The organism is Hymenobacter yonginensis (assembly GCF_027625995.1).
Taxonomy (GTDB): Bacteria; Bacteroidota; Bacteroidia; order Cytophagales; family Hymenobacteraceae; genus Hymenobacter; species Hymenobacter yonginensis.
On the sequence record NZ_CP115396.1, the window covers coordinates 2,081,512 to 2,095,559 of the forward strand.

General features: G+C 54.0%; 12 protein-coding genes. 8 read left to right on the top strand and 4 right to left on the bottom strand.

Going from position 1 to position 14,048, the window contains the following annotated elements; translation table 11 throughout:
* Positions 1–8: 8 nt before the first annotated feature.
* The gene (locus O9Z63_RS09130) at positions 9–2,699 is read right to left on the bottom strand and encodes a DNA methyltransferase (protein ID WP_270128999.1); all 2,691 of its coding nucleotides are present in this window, start codon (positions 2,697–2,699) and stop codon (positions 9–11) included.
* Between the two features lie 420 nt (positions 2,700–3,119).
* Positions 3,120–4,748, bottom strand: coding sequence for a competence protein CoiA family protein (locus O9Z63_RS09135; protein ID WP_270129000.1), 1,629 nt, complete (start codon positions 4,746–4,748; stop codon positions 3,120–3,122).
* A gap of 349 nt (positions 4,749–5,097) precedes the next feature.
* Here O9Z63_RS09135 and O9Z63_RS09140 point away from each other — a divergent pair, with 349 nt between their 5' ends.
* From O9Z63_RS09140 to O9Z63_RS09160, 5 genes are all read left to right on the top strand, one after another.
* Positions 5,098–5,268 carry a hypothetical protein gene (locus O9Z63_RS09140; RefSeq protein WP_270129002.1) on the top strand — a complete coding sequence of 57 codons (171 nt, stop codon included), beginning with the start codon at positions 5,098–5,100 and terminating at the stop codon, positions 5,266–5,268.
* Positions 5,269–5,486: 218 nt separating this feature from the next.
* Positions 5,487–5,885, top strand: a complete 399-nt coding sequence (locus tag O9Z63_RS09145; protein ID WP_270129003.1) for a hypothetical protein — start codon at positions 5,487–5,489, stop codon at positions 5,883–5,885.
* Between the two features lie 136 nt (positions 5,886–6,021).
* A complete protein-coding gene (locus O9Z63_RS09150) occupies positions 6,022–6,720 on the top strand; it encodes an SCO family protein (RefSeq protein ID WP_270129004.1) in 699 nt (232 codons plus the stop codon).
* Positions 6,717–7,151 (top strand): c-type cytochrome, encoded by a 435-nt coding sequence (locus O9Z63_RS09155; RefSeq protein ID WP_270129005.1) that lies wholly within the window; start codon positions 6,717–6,719, stop codon positions 7,149–7,151. The genes O9Z63_RS09150 and O9Z63_RS09155 overlap by 4 nt, the downstream gene beginning before the upstream one ends.
* A gap of 142 nt (positions 7,152–7,293) precedes the next feature.
* Entirely contained in the window at positions 7,294–8,283 is a 990-nt protein-coding gene (locus tag O9Z63_RS09160) for an enhanced serine sensitivity protein SseB C-terminal domain-containing protein (protein ID WP_270129007.1), read from the top strand.
* Positions 8,284–8,409: 126 nt separating this feature from the next.
* On the opposite strand, the gene O9Z63_RS09165 is transcribed toward O9Z63_RS09160, so the two are convergent.
* Positions 8,410–8,952 carry a DUF2062 domain-containing protein gene (locus tag O9Z63_RS09165; protein ID WP_270129008.1) on the bottom strand — a complete coding sequence of 181 codons (543 nt, stop codon included), beginning with the start codon at positions 8,950–8,952 and terminating at the stop codon, positions 8,410–8,412.
* A 95-nt stretch (positions 8,953–9,047) separates the two neighbouring features.
* On the opposite strand from O9Z63_RS09165, the gene O9Z63_RS09170 reads away from it, so the two are divergent.
* Positions 9,048–9,983 (top strand): YihY/virulence factor BrkB family protein, encoded by a 936-nt coding sequence (locus O9Z63_RS09170; protein ID WP_270129009.1) that lies wholly within the window; start codon positions 9,048–9,050, stop codon positions 9,981–9,983.
* Positions 9,984–10,182: 199 nt separating this feature from the next.
* Here O9Z63_RS09170 and O9Z63_RS09175 read toward each other — a convergent pair whose 3' ends face one another.
* Positions 10,183–10,527, bottom strand: coding sequence for a four-helix bundle copper-binding protein (locus tag O9Z63_RS09175; RefSeq protein WP_270129011.1), 345 nt, complete (start codon positions 10,525–10,527; stop codon positions 10,183–10,185).
* A gap of 163 nt (positions 10,528–10,690) precedes the next feature.
* On the opposite strand from O9Z63_RS09175, the gene recQ reads away from it, so the two are divergent.
* Both recQ and O9Z63_RS09185 read left to right on the top strand, forming a co-directional pair.
* Positions 10,691–12,946, top strand: a complete 2,256-nt coding sequence (gene recQ / locus O9Z63_RS09180; protein WP_270129012.1) for a DNA helicase RecQ — start codon at positions 10,691–10,693, stop codon at positions 12,944–12,946.
* A gap of 271 nt (positions 12,947–13,217) precedes the next feature.
* Positions 13,218–14,024, top strand: coding sequence for an XRE family transcriptional regulator (locus O9Z63_RS09185; protein WP_044017428.1), 807 nt, complete (start codon positions 13,218–13,220; stop codon positions 14,022–14,024).
* Positions 14,025–14,048 lie beyond the last annotated feature (24 nt).

Sequence of the window (14,048 nt, forward strand, 5' to 3'; positions counted from 1 at the left end):
ATGACAAATTATTTCTTTACCACGATCACATAGTCATCGTGGATGATCCCACCATTGCCTTTACGAGGAAATCTCATATGCCTATTTCTTATCTCATACTTCCAATTGCATTCTGATTTGAATCCTATGCTCTTCATAATCTCGAGTAGAATTTCGGGTGTATCAACTACTATTCCTCTTACGGTCGAAGCACCTATGACGAGAACATAATGTCCACAATGCTTTAGTTTATCATAAGCTATGCGCAGATGACATTCCATCATAGAAAAATAATTATGTATAACCTTGGCTTCCTTTGAATCTTGATCAAAATTCGTCAATACAGAAGACCAAGCTTTATCTGACACATTGGCAACAACATTTTTCAATCCCTTCTCTGTGCCTATATACTTTTTCTTGTGTTCATTTTGCATTGACGGCAGTTCTAACCCAAATATCTCACCTAACCAAAAATATTCAACTAATTGATTATATAAATAGTCGATTGATTTTAAATATGGAGGACTAGTTACGATTAGATCAATATTATTTACCCATCCAATTTCTTTGGACGCATCAAACTCATCAATAATATGCACAGGCTCAGGCAACATAGCATTGTATTGCTTTAACCTTAGTGCATAATCCCCCAAATTATTTGCAAACAAATCTATTGCACTTTGAGGAATTTTCTCTTTTGTATGGCTTATGTATGTTTTCAAAGATTGATCATCCGCATTTGAGGCTTTTCTCAATATAGATGACATAACAACTTTTAAAAATAGATTGACTTCATATCCTCTAGATTTCTCAATGAAATATTTTATGGAAGACAGCTGATCAATTGCAGATTCTGTAAACCAAACATTTATGTTTTTTATTTTAGGAACAAATTCCTCTCTTCTAATTGTCCAATCATTTTCAGCAGCAAAAATTACCCATTCTTGCATTACAGCATTAACTACTGTATCTGATATTTTTAGACACTTTGATTTTGCTATCATGCATGAGAGGGGGTCGATATCACCACCAAAGCATTTTCGACCTAGCAAACTCCCTTCAACTAGTGTTGTTCCTGATCCAAGAAAAGGCTCGAATACCGTATCACCCTTTTTTGAATAGTTCTCTATCGCCCACTTCGGAATATGTGGAATGAATTTACCTGCATACTTATGAAACAAATGTGTACCTGATCTCAGTCCAGTATTTGAAATTAAGTATGTAGTCTCAGAGTCAATCTTTGATGCCTCAGGCAGAGAATCAACTTTTGTCAACTCCCTTTTAGTACCAGGTAGTGAGAAATGCCAGTTGGTATCTGGTTTAGTAAAAACAAGGATTGACTCTCTCACAAGCTCTCTATCTTGACCAAGTGTAGCAGCTTGCTGAGCAACAACAGGAAGTTTACGAGTTTCAATTATTCTATCAACTTTAAAGCCCAATTCTTCGCCTATTTTTGAAAGAATAACATCTGTTGGAATAACAACATTATCGTAACAGCTATTTCCAACTACGCATACGCTTTTACCATTAGGCTTAAGCGAATAGATAAGCCCCCTAAGCACTTCTCTCATGTCGATGAAATAGCCTTTGATGGCATCAATGATTCTTTTGTCCCAAAGATTATCTACGTTTATTTTAGCGAGATAAGGATCCAAGATAGAGACATCATCGTCATAGGCACGCTTTAACTTCGTCTCTACATGAGACCGCAAACTTTTGTCGTTATCATATTTTAGAACACCATAGTCTTCAATCCAACCTCCCATCCACAGCTCGACTTTATATATCTTGAAATAATTAAAACAATTAATATATGGCGGCGAGTATATAGCCAAATCTACGCTATTGCTACCTATTTTATCCTTTATAGACAACGAAGTGTCTTCAATTATAACAGCATCATATTTCCCACTATTATTGTGCTCAACATCATTTAACATGACGTTAAGTTTATCAACAAGCTTGTTTATGACAAAGGCATGCTGATCATCACCATAATATTTATTAGCCCATTCAGAAAAATCATTAGTTATATATTTCCCCTTACTTCTCTTAGCATTACGGTACTTTATTCCATTTCCCTCCTTGAATGTAGCTGAGCATACTTCTAGTATGCTTAACCAAGCCACAAACACAAAATCTCTATATTTATCCTCTTCAATAGAAGATATTTTCTTCTTTAATTGCAAAAGCAGTGTTAAAACATCGACCGGATATACTTTTCCGATAATCTTAAGCTTTGGAACCGGAGCAGCCTCATCAAATTCTGATATTGACGCTACTTTCTTCACCAAATCTTTAAGCTTCTTAATATCTTTTGCATTATATGCCCTTCCCTTAACTTGGCTAACCAAGACGCTTATTGGATTTACATCAAACCCTATGCTCTTGTGCCCAGCAAGCTTTGCCGTTGTAGTTGTAGTCCCACATCCCACAAAAGGATCTAAAACAACACTACCTGGGCTCAGAGAAGCCATAAATCTATTAACAAGCTCAGGACTAAATCCCTCACGGTACTTAAACCACTGGTGGAAGGGAAGCTCTTCTTTAGAGAAGTTTACCAGAGCAGCGAAAGAACTATCATGCTCTATGTTGAAGCCAAGATTATGATCCTCATTAGCCAAGGCGGTGGTATTCGAACTTGCTTCAATTACTGAGCTAAACAGGTCGAACGCTGAAGATGAGGCACTTAAGTTCACAGGGGCGATTTTTGAAGGCAAAACAAGCCTAAAAGTAACGACATTAATCTAGATAGAGGTACAAGATCAGTCGATTTCGCTAATATAGTTAGCAACAACCTGGGCTACTCTCGGAAAACTACTAGCTTCAAAACGCTCTTGCTATCAAAATGCATCAATATTATTATATTGACAATCAGTATAATAACAGTAAAAAGTTATTTCTATCCAAATTAATAACTGTGATGCCAAACTATATTTCTGACTAAAATTCATAGACATTCTAGTCATACAGAAGATAACGGCATCTATTGTTTTCCTTAATACGTGCCCGTATTACTCCCTAACAGTTGAGTTGATACATGCTAGTACCAAGAATGGTAAACCATGGGCGAATGATACTATCAAGTAAACTCCTTTAGCTATAGCTGTTGATCGACTCTCTTCAAAAAGTCTTCATATTCAAGCCCAATTTTTGAAAGCTCGCGAGTCAAAAACATCCTTAGCCTTTCGCATTCTGATAAGATTAGGGATTTCTTCTTCGATAGCGTTGACAAGTCCCCTGCTATCCAGAGTTTCTCTAATTCTGCGGTGAATACTGGATGATCCTTGAGAATCTCTGTTCTTAATAGAGTCAGTTGATTGTCTTCCAGCTCTTTCAAAGTCATTTCGCATTCCTGCTTCACTTGCTTCAAATTGTTGTTGAAGCCGCTCTGCATCTGACTTAAACGTGAGTTCAAGGTTGATCTCAATTTGTCGATACCGATTAGGTAGTTCTGCTCTTCCTTGTTCAAGTCGCTCTGCTTCTTCTTGTTCTCTTCTCGCAGCGCTTTCAAAAGCTGATTGTTCGTTGTGTAGATCTTCTCTAACTCGATCTTCTTCTCTTGCAATCTCTTCTTCTCGCTCTTCAAGTGTAGCGCTACCTGCTCCCAATTCTGCCAAGTCAGCTGTAACTCGGTCAATCTCTGCTTGGCACTCTGGTTGATAGTTTGCTTGTGCTGCAATAAGCTCTGCTCTTTTTCCAAGATATCGCTCTTCCAAGTGGCTACCTTGTTCTGCAAGCTCTCTGTCTTGCTCTTTAAGTTTTTCTGCTTCTCGTGCAATTCGCTCTGCTTCTGGTCTAAGCTCTTCTGCAATTGCTTTTTCGTATCCAGCCTGAACTGCTCGCACTTCTGCTCTAGCTCTTTCTGCATTGAGCGTAACTCGCTGGATTTCTCCAACAAGTGATTGGTAAGCGGTTCGGTACTGCTCCGAGTCCACGCACTTTCCAATTGCTCGTAAAAGGTTTCCAATTTGCGACGCTCGGCAGTGGTAAGATTCGACTGACTTAAGAAGCTGTCTTTGGAACTCATCAAGAGGTGGTATTCCCTCTCCACCTCCCTCGGGAAGTTGTAGGTAGTCAGCTTGCTCTTGCTCATCGTTATAAAGCCACTTGGTGCGAAGGGTTCTGTAAAAGGTGCTTTGGATTTCAGTTGGCGAATCCTTGGGTACTGATACCTGCACGGTATCAATTCCTAGACGCCTAATCTTGATTAGCTTTTCTCGATCAACTTTGTGAGTTGCGACAATCTCAATCAAGAGAATAGGCTTGCCAGAAGCATCAAAAAAGGCAACATCAGGTTGAATCAGTAGATGCCTGCCTTTACCTTCCCCTAGTTCAACATTTCGCCCCCACATTACAACACCGTCTTCATTCTCAAAGAAAGGAAGCTCGTTTTCAACTCGGTGAGCCGATACTACCCATGAATCCCTGATTTTCCTCGGCTTACCGTCTTGTTGTCTAACATACTTGTATAAAGCAGGTACTTTGATCTGCTTGATTATCTGTAGCACATCTTTCGCTAACCCATGACGATAAGTCTCATCAGAGAAGGTGCACTTACCCTTGAGAGCAATATCCTTGGGATCATGAGCAAAGTGTTGTGCGTATACCTCTCCCTTCTTAGCCTGCATCTCGCGCCCACAGCCCATACAATAGTAGCCTTTCCTACCACTTTGCACCTCAGATATGTGCTTGATTGTATTCTTCAGGTCACGAGCGTAAACATTGTTCTCATGACCACTATTTCCGGTAGCTACTTCACTATGCATCCGAGCCCTTAAGTATATGTGTTTATAATAGCTAGTGTCGAGCCTAGTATTTGCTTAACTGAGGAGTTAGCGTAAGTCACCGCTTCAACTTTATAGCGTCTACTCTCTTAATAGATGATTGACTACACTCAAAGCTACTTTAAAGGCTGTTTAATACAATAAGCATGTGATTTTACCTTGTATCAACCTATACATGAGATGTATACAATCAAGCGCTACTATGTATGATTTTTTAGGCATAAAGTTAATACATGACTCATTTACCCATAAGCAAAAACCCCATACAAGGCTTTAAACACATATTTATTAGCAAAATATATACTTCGCCTATAAAGCCAACGACCGAAACGTGCGCCTGCTGCGCGCCCACTACCGGGAAGGCAGGCACCAGGGCAGCGGCAAAGGCCTGCTTTTTGTGGCGCTACTGGGTCTGCTGGCCCTGTTTGGCCTCATAATCTGGGGCCTGTGGGCGGCCGGGGTCTGGCTCTGGCACTTTGGCGAAACCCAGCAATGGGTGTAGCCCAGCGGCCAGTACGAGCGGCGCGGTACAATCCTTCCGGTGTCTGAGCCAGACACTTCATTAGAGCAAAGCCCTCCGGCAGCAGGTTGCTAACCTAGTGCCGGAGGGCTTTCTGCTTAGGAAAGTTTAAAGCACGCAGAGGAAGGATTAGCTTCGCTGTCCTGCGGGTGCTTCGTTTCACTCGCAATGACAACGGCTTACACGCTACCTTTGCCGGCGTGAAAAACCTCCGCTTATTTCTGCTGCTACCCGTAGTAGCCTGCCTTTCCTCCTGCCTCTCGCTCAACAGCGACGAGCAGCAGGCCGAAGCCGCCGAAAAGGCAGTGCTGGCCAAACACGACGAGCTGATGGCCCAGATGGACCAGCTCACCACCCTGCGCCAGCAGCTCCAGAAAACGCCCGGCCCCGACACCGTAGCTGCCGGCCGTCACCGCCGCGCCCTGCTCGCCGCCGATGCCGCCATGATGGACTGGATGCACCGCTACCAGAAGCCCGCCGATACCGTGGCCGTGGCCCAACGGCTGGCTTATTTCGCCGCCCAGCAGCAGCGCATGGATTCCGTAGCCGGTTTGTTTCGAACCAGCCTCGACTCGGCCCGGTTAGTACTGGGTAAGTAGCCGGGAGTAGTTAAATAATGAGCAAGCAGGAGTTTTCTGCCAGGAAACGGCTGGCGCAGCCCGCGCCAGACAACCTGAACTCATTACTTACCACCCGCTACTGAATACTCCACAAGCACTCCTTTTCGCATTGATAATGCTGTTTTCGAACCTGCGCCTTTCTTTCGGCCGCGCCGCCGCTGCCAGCCTGCTGGCGGCCGGGGCCCTGCTGCCCCTCGCCTGCTCCTCCCCCGATACGGCCGCCACGCAGCCGGAGCGCCTGCCCATCCAGGGCCTCAAATACTCCGAGCCGACTTCGCCCTCCGATACGCTGCCCGACCCGGTGCCGGCGTTCCGGCTGACCAACCAGGAAGGTCAGATCATCACCAACCAGACGTTTGCCGGCAAGGTCTACGTCACGGATTTCTTCTTCGCCACCTGCCCCAGCATCTGCCCCAAAATGCAGAGCGAACTGCTGCGCGTGTATGAGCAGTTCAAGGGCAACCCCGACGTGCTGTTCCTGAGCCACACCATCGACCCGGCCCACGACTCCATTCCGGTGCTGCGCGACTACGCCGAGCGGCTGGGCATCAAGGACGCCTCGCGCTGGCACTTCGCCACGGCCCCCCACGACACCATTTTCGCGCTGGCCAAGGCCTACATGACCGGCGCCCAGAAAGACTCCACCGTGCAGGGCGGCTACGCGCACAGCGGCACCTTTGCCCTCATCGACTCCAAGCGCCGCATCCGGGGCGTGTACGACGGTATGGAGAAAAGCCAGGTGGATCAGCTGATCAAGGACCTGCCCATCCTGCTGAAAGAGGAAGCCGAAACCCGCCAGACGGCTGCCAAATGAGGCCGCTGCTGCCTTTGCTGCGCCTGAGTGCGGCGGTGGCCGTTGGTGCGGTGCTGGCGACGGCCACGGCCGGCTGCTTTTCCAACCGCCAGAACGAAGGCGCCACGCTCTACCAGAACCACTGCTCCAGCTGCCACGGCGAGCAGGGCGAAGGCCTGCGCCGCCTGATTCCGCCCGTGGCCGCCTCCGACTACGTGGCCCGCAACCGCGCCGCCCTGCCCTGCCTGATCCGGCGCGGCATGAAAGGCGACGTGGTGGTGAATGGCATCCACTACAACCAGGTGATGCCCGGCCACGAAGACCTCACCGACTCGCAGATCACCAACCTGCTCAACTTCGTGCAGCGCAGCTGGGGCAACCAGAACGAGCCCTACACGGTGCGGGAAGTATCGGAACTGCTGCAGCCCTGCCACGGCTCCGACGGCCAGTAGATGACCAGCGCTGAGGTGGTGATATAGTGCGCCTTACGCGCTGGCAACGGGATTTTCGTCGCTGAAAGCCAAAACTCCGGGCTTCACTATTTCCCCACCTCACCACTTCTGAGTAGATTGCACTTTCATCTTTCGTATTGATATGGGTCTGTTTGACTTTCTGAAAAAGAAGCCGGAAACACCGGAAACCTTCTCCGCTCCGTCGGCCTCGCCGGCTGCCCCCGCCGCCGATTCTGCTGCTGCTGCGCCAGCCCCGGCCGGCCCACGCTACAAAGGCTCCAACTACACACTACCCGTAGAGGAAGCCCCCGCGGCCCCCATGATGCTGATGATGCCCATGATGCCCGACGACGAAGCCGGCGACGAGCAGATGATGGAATTCCCGTATCAGCCTACCAATATTCTGGAAGAGCTGCTGATGCGCGCCGTGCATGAGCCCAACCTGCGGCCCGCCTTTTACCAGGCGCTGCTGCACGAGCAGCTCTACGCCGTAACGCTGCCCCAGGAAGGCCAGCCCGGCGGCGAAGTACAGATCGAGCCCGGCATGGAAATCCAGCTGCAGGTGCTGCACGACGGCAACATTCCGCTGTTTTCGTCGGCTGAGCGCATTTTTGAGGGCGGCGTGACGCCCGAGTCGGTGTCGTACATCCACGTGCGCGGCCTCGACCTGCTGCAGATGGTGCAGGCTACCAACTGCGTACTCAACCCCTTCTCGCCCGCCGGCAAGCTTCTCACCAGCCAGGAAATCCAGGATCTGCTGGTGTCTGACCTGGTGAACCTGCCCGCCGGCCCCGAAGGCGACCAGGTGCCAGTACAGCTGGGCCCGCCTACCACCGAGCCCACCGAGCTTCTGGCCGCCCTGCGCGAGTTCTGCGCCGGTAAGGAATTCCTGGAACAGGCCTACCTGGCCGAAATGCGTATCGAAAACAGCGAAGTACCGCCACGCCTGCTGCTGGCTTTCCAGGCCGACAGCCCCGAGCAGAACCCGGAGTTCCTGCAGGAGCTGGGCCCCGTGATTGAAGGCCGCCTCGAAGGCTACCAGTTCGTGGATATGATGCTGCTCAACCCCGCCAGCGACGAGCCGCTCAACCAGTACTTCATCCACCAGGAGCCGTTCTACAAACGCGGCTAGGTTATAAGAGAATTACCTGTCATCCTGAGTGCAGCGAAAGATCTTATCACGCTGGAACGATGCTTCTAACAACGGCTCGTTCCAGCGTGATAAGATCCTTCGCTGCACTCAGGATGACACGTTTTATTACATAGTCACCTCATTCCTCTTTTGCTTGGCCAGCAGGCGCCGGAACACTGGGCGCAGCGCGAAGTTCAGGATTAGCCCTACCGGCACTGAAGCCAGCGCCCAGAGTAACAGGGCGCCCAGCATGGCATGCCAGAGCAGGTGCAACGCCGCCAACCAGTCGTGCCCGAACAGGTACTGCAGCTGCGCCAGTGTCAGCTCGGGGCCGGTGTTGCCGCCCAGTAACTCGGCGCCTGCGTGCATGGCCGGAATGATGAGCAGCAGTTGCAACGGGCTTAGCAAATGGCTCACCAGCAGCAGCGCGGCCACGTTCAGGCGCAGGCGCACGGCGGCCACGCTGCACAGCAGCGTAGTGACGCCCAGCGTGGGCACCAACCCGAAAATCACGCCCAGCGCTACCGTCAGCGAGAGTTGGGCGGGCGTGAGGCCCTGCCGGAGCACGTTCAGCACGGGCCCCACGATGCGGCGGCGCCACCAGCTGGCGGGCGCTGACGGCGGGGCGGCTACGGGCTCTGGCAAATCGGACGGCTTGGAAACAGGCACGGGCAAACAAAAACAGACGTACACGAATCAGGACGGGGCGCTACCTTCGTACGTTGCCCATCGGCCTTCGGCCACAGAACCAGTACGCAGGCCAGATGACAAAAGTACACGCGCCGGGCCCAACGCGCCGCCGCCTCTTCCTCGATATCCTGATTCTGCTGCGGCGGGCGGCCCGCGAGCTGGCCGCCAACGACCCGCTGCGGCTGGGCGCCGCCACGGCGTTTTTCACCACGTTTGCCCTGCCGCCCATCTTCATTATCCTGATTCAGGGCCTCAGCTCCCTGTATCCAGCCTCAGCGGTGCGCGTGATGCTGCTGGGCAAGCTTTCCAACCTGCTGGGCGCAGCCGCCGCCGGCCTGGTCGAGCAAATCCTGCAGAACGTCACCAACGTGGAGCGCAGCCGCCTGGTCACGTGGTTGGGCTTTGGCTTTCTGCTGTTTATCTCCACCACTCTGTTCGTGGTGATTCAGAACTCGCTCAACCAGCTCTGGCAGATCCGGCCGCGGCGCAGCGCGGGGCGGCTGGGCAAGGTCCTGAAGGAGCGCAGCCGCTCACTGGGCGTGCTGGTGGCCACCGGCGTGCTGTCGTTGCTGGCGTTTCTGACCGACGCGGTGCTGGCCTTCCTCGGCGACTACGTGCGCGACTTCGACGTCGACTTCAGCTACTACCTGTTTCAGTTCTTCAACCAGTTCACGTCGCTGCTGATTCTGGCGGCCTGGTTTGCCGTTACGTTTCGCAACCTGAGCGCGGCCCGGGTACCCTGGCGGGCGGTGCTGCGCGGAGCGGCCCTCACCGCCATCCTCATCGACCTGGGCGAGTTTGTGCTGGGCTACCTGCTGGTGCCGCGCAACCTGGGCCCCATCTACGGCCCGGCCTCCAGCATTGTGCTGGTGCTGCTGTTCGTGTTCTATTCGGCCATGATTTTCTACTTCGGCGCCTGCTTCACCAAAGCATACGCCCACTACGCCGGCATGGACATCAAGCCCAAAAAGTCCGCCGTGCGCTACCGGCTGGTAGACGTGGAGGAGTGAGCCGCCTGTCATTGCGAGGACGCAGGGCATTCCGCGCATCAAGCTGCGTCAATCTTTCCTCTTGTAGCAGACACCTTGCTAAGCAGAAAGCCCTCCGGCAAAAGGTTACTAACCTAATGCCGGAGGGCTTCACTGTGAATTGACGCGCACATTTTTTAGAGGAAGGATTGCTTCGCTCTGCTCGCAATGACAATAAACGCTACCCCAGATACGCCCGGCAGGCGTCGGCGCAGGCTTTGCAGGCGGCGGCACACTGCTGGCAATGGTCGTCGTTGTGCTTGCCGCACTCGTTCTGGCAGAGCTGGCACACCTCAATGCATTCCTTCATGATGTGCCGGGCGTGCTCCGAGCCGCGGGCCACTAGGCGGGCCGTGAGGGCGCAAATGTCGGCGCAGTCCCGGTCGAGGCGGATGCAGCCCACCATGTGCTGCACGTGCTCTTCGGCGAGGCAAGAGGTGGCGCAATGCTCGCAGGCCGCCACGCAGCGGTTGAGGGCGTCGAGCAGCAGTTGTTTGTCGAGGGCGGAAATGGTGGACTGGCTCATAGTAAGTGGAGGTAGGAAGGAATGAACGGATACTGATACCGCAGTGTACGCGCGTCTGGCCCGGATGGCCATGCAGAAGTTGGCCGGAACCCGGCACCTTGCCGGCCGGGTTATGGTTACGTCTCTGCTTTCACCCCGCTTGGTTTCGCCCTATCTTTACCCCATGTTATTTGCCGCCGAACCCCTCGCCCCCACGCTCGAATCTGCCCGTAAAGTCCTCAAGCAGTACTACGGCTACGATACCTTCCGGCCCATGCAGGAAGACATCATCGAGAACATTCTGGGCGGCCGCGACACGGTAGTGCTCATGCCCACCGGCGGCGGCAAATCGGTGTGCTTCCAGGTGCCGGCCGTGGTCAGTGAGGGCGTGTGCGTGGTGGTGTCGCCGCTGATTGCGCTGATGAAAGACCAGGTGGAAGCCCTGAAGGCCAACGGCATTTCGGCGGCCTACATCAACAGCAGCGTGGGCCAGAGCGAGCAGAACGCCATCTGCGGCGACTGCCTCAACGGCTACATGAAGCTGCTCTACGTCAGCCCCGAGAAGCTGCTCTCCGAGGGCTTCCTGCAGTTTCTCAAGCGGCTTCGCATCAGCATGTTCGCCATTGATGAGGCCCACTGCATCAGCTCTTGGGGCCACGACTTCCGGCCCGAGTACACCCAGCTGCGGGTGCTGCGCGAGCAGTTTCCGCAGGTGCCCATCATTGCCCTCACCGCCACCGCCGACCGCCTCACCCAGCGCGACATCCAGCAGCAGCTGCGCATGCACGAGCCGCAGGTGTTCCTCTCCAGCTTCGATAGGCCTAACCTCAACCTCATCGTGCGGCCCGGCCAGGACCGCGTGGGCGGCATCCTCGACTTTCTGGGCCGCCACCCCGGCGAGGCGGGCATCATCTACTGCCTCTCGCGCAAGCAGTGCGAAACCCTCACCCAGAAAATTCAGGCAAAGGGCATCAAGGCCGGCTTCTACCACGCCGGCCTCACGCCCAACCAGCGCAGTGCGGTGCAGGAAGGCTTCCTGAAAGACGATCTGCAGGTGATTGTGGCCACCATTGCCTTCGGTATGGGCATCGACAAGAGCAACGTGCGCTGGGTGATTCATTACAACATCCCCAAGAACATCGAGGGCTACTACCAGGAAATCGGGCGCGGCGGGCGCGACGGCAGCCCGGCCACGGCCGTGCTGTTCTACAGCTTCGCCGACGTGATGCAACTGCGCGAGATGCTCTCCAAGGACAATCCGCAGCTCACCCAGCTCAACCTCACCAAGCTGGAGCGCATGCAGCAGTTTGCCGAGGCCGCCAGCTGCCGCCGCAAAATCCTGCTCAACTACTTTGGCGAAACCCTGGCCACCGACTGCGGCAACTGCGACATCTGCCGCAACCCGCCCACCACCTTCGATGGCAGCCTCATTGCCCAGAAGGCATTGTCGGCGGTGGTGCGCATGCGCGAGCGGGCCGGTATTGGCCTGCTGATTGACGTGCTGCGCGGCATGCGCAACCAGGCCGTGCTGTCGGGTGGCTACGACCAAATCAAGACCTACGGCGCCGGCTCCGACTTGCCCTATCTCGACTGGTACAGCTACATCCACCAGATGCTGAACGACGGGCTGCTCTACATTGCCTACGAGGAAGGCTATGCCCTGAAAATCACAGACCTGGGCCGCGAGGTGCTGCAGGGCCAGCGGCCGCTGGCGCTCAAGAAGTTTCAGCCCTCCGAGAAAGCCGAGAAGCCCGCCCGGGGTCGCAAAGCTGCTGCCGCAGCCGCCGCACCGGCCAGCCGCGAGGCGCAGCTGTTCGAGGCCCTGCGCGGCCTGCGCAAGCGCATCGCCGACGAGCAGGGTGTGCCGCCGTACGTCATCTTCACGGATGCCACGCTGCAGGAAATGGCCCAGGAGCGCCCCATCAACCGGGTGGCCATGCTGGGCATTTCGGGGGTGGGCATGAAGAAGTTCGACACTTACGGCGAGGCCTTTATCCGCGAAATCATGGCTAACGGTGGCAACCCCGCCGCCCTGGCCGAGCTGGACGAGGACGCGCTGCCACTGGCCGGCCTCGACCCCGACGACCCGGGCGCCCCCCGCCCGGCCCGCAAGCGCGAAGCCAACACCGAAGCCGGCAGCACCGCCGAAACCTCGTTTCAGCTGCACCGCATGGGCCTGAGCGTGGAAGCCATTGCCGAGCGCCGCGGCCTGGCCGTGTCGACGGTACAAACCCACCTGACCACCTGCTACGCCAGCGGCCAGGATTTGCGCATCAGCGACTTTCTCACGCCCGAGGCGCTAGCCGAAATCCAGACGGCGCAGGCCCAGCTCGGCGGCGGCCCCATGCTCCGCGACCTGTTCGACCACCTGCGCGAGAAGTACGACTACTTCCGCCTGCGCCTGGCTCTGATGTACTTCAAGAAGTTGAAAGGCGAGTAGCAGGTGTGAGTACTGCGAAAGTCCGTTTTGCAACGAACACGGTGATTTTCCACGCGTCCGTGCACAGCTACGCGGCACTGGATACTCGCTGTACTTGTCGCGAAACGGACTTTCGCGGTACTGGGGTGGCGTGAAACGGACTTCCGCGGTACGCTAAAAAATTACTAAAAAATTTCAGCTAATTGAATTAGTATTCGCGTAGATGGGTTCGTATCTTCGTGAGCCGGTAATTCTTTACCGTTGAAGCCTTTTACCTGGCTCCCCCTGCGACATGATTAACACGAACCTCAAATTCTGGCGGCGCGAACTGGCCCTGACGCAGGCCCAGATGGCCGAAAAACTAGGTATCAAACGCTCCCTGGTGGGTGCCTACGAGGAAGGCCGCGCCGAGCCCAAGCTGGCTACGCTCGTGAACATGGCCCGCCTGTTTGGCATCTCCCTTGACCAGCTGGTCACTACCGACTTTAGCAAGAAGAAGAACGCCAAAGCCGCTGTCCGTCAGCTGGAAGCGGCGGGCACGCCCGGCACCACGCCTACGCGTCCCGGCGGCAGCCTGCGCATTCTGGCCCTTACCGTTGATAAAGACCAGAACGAGAACATCGAGCTGGTGCCGCAGAAAGCCGCGGCCGGCTACCTCAACGGTTACGCCGACCCTGAGTACCTAGAAGAGCTGCCCAAGTTCCGCCTGCCCATGCTGGGCAGCACCGGCACCTACCGCGCCTTCGAAATTGCCGGCGACTCCATGCTGCCCATTGCCAGCGGCACCGTCATCGTGGGCCGCTACATTGATGACTGGATGAGCCTCAAGGACGGCACACCATGCATCGTGGTGAGCAGCAAGGAAGGCATCGTGTTCAAGCGCGTCTTCAACCGCCTCAAGGAAGGCGCCATGCTGGCCCTGCACTCCGACAACCCGGTGTACTCACCCTACGAAATCGACGTGGAGGACGTGGTGGAAATCTGGGAGGCCAAGGCCTATATCAGCAGCACCTTCCCCATTGCCGATCTGTCGCTGAGTCGCTTGGCCAGCATTGTGCTGGATCTGCAGCAGCAGGTGAGCACCATGAAGAAAGTGTAAGGCGCTGCCTGCGGATAAGCGTGT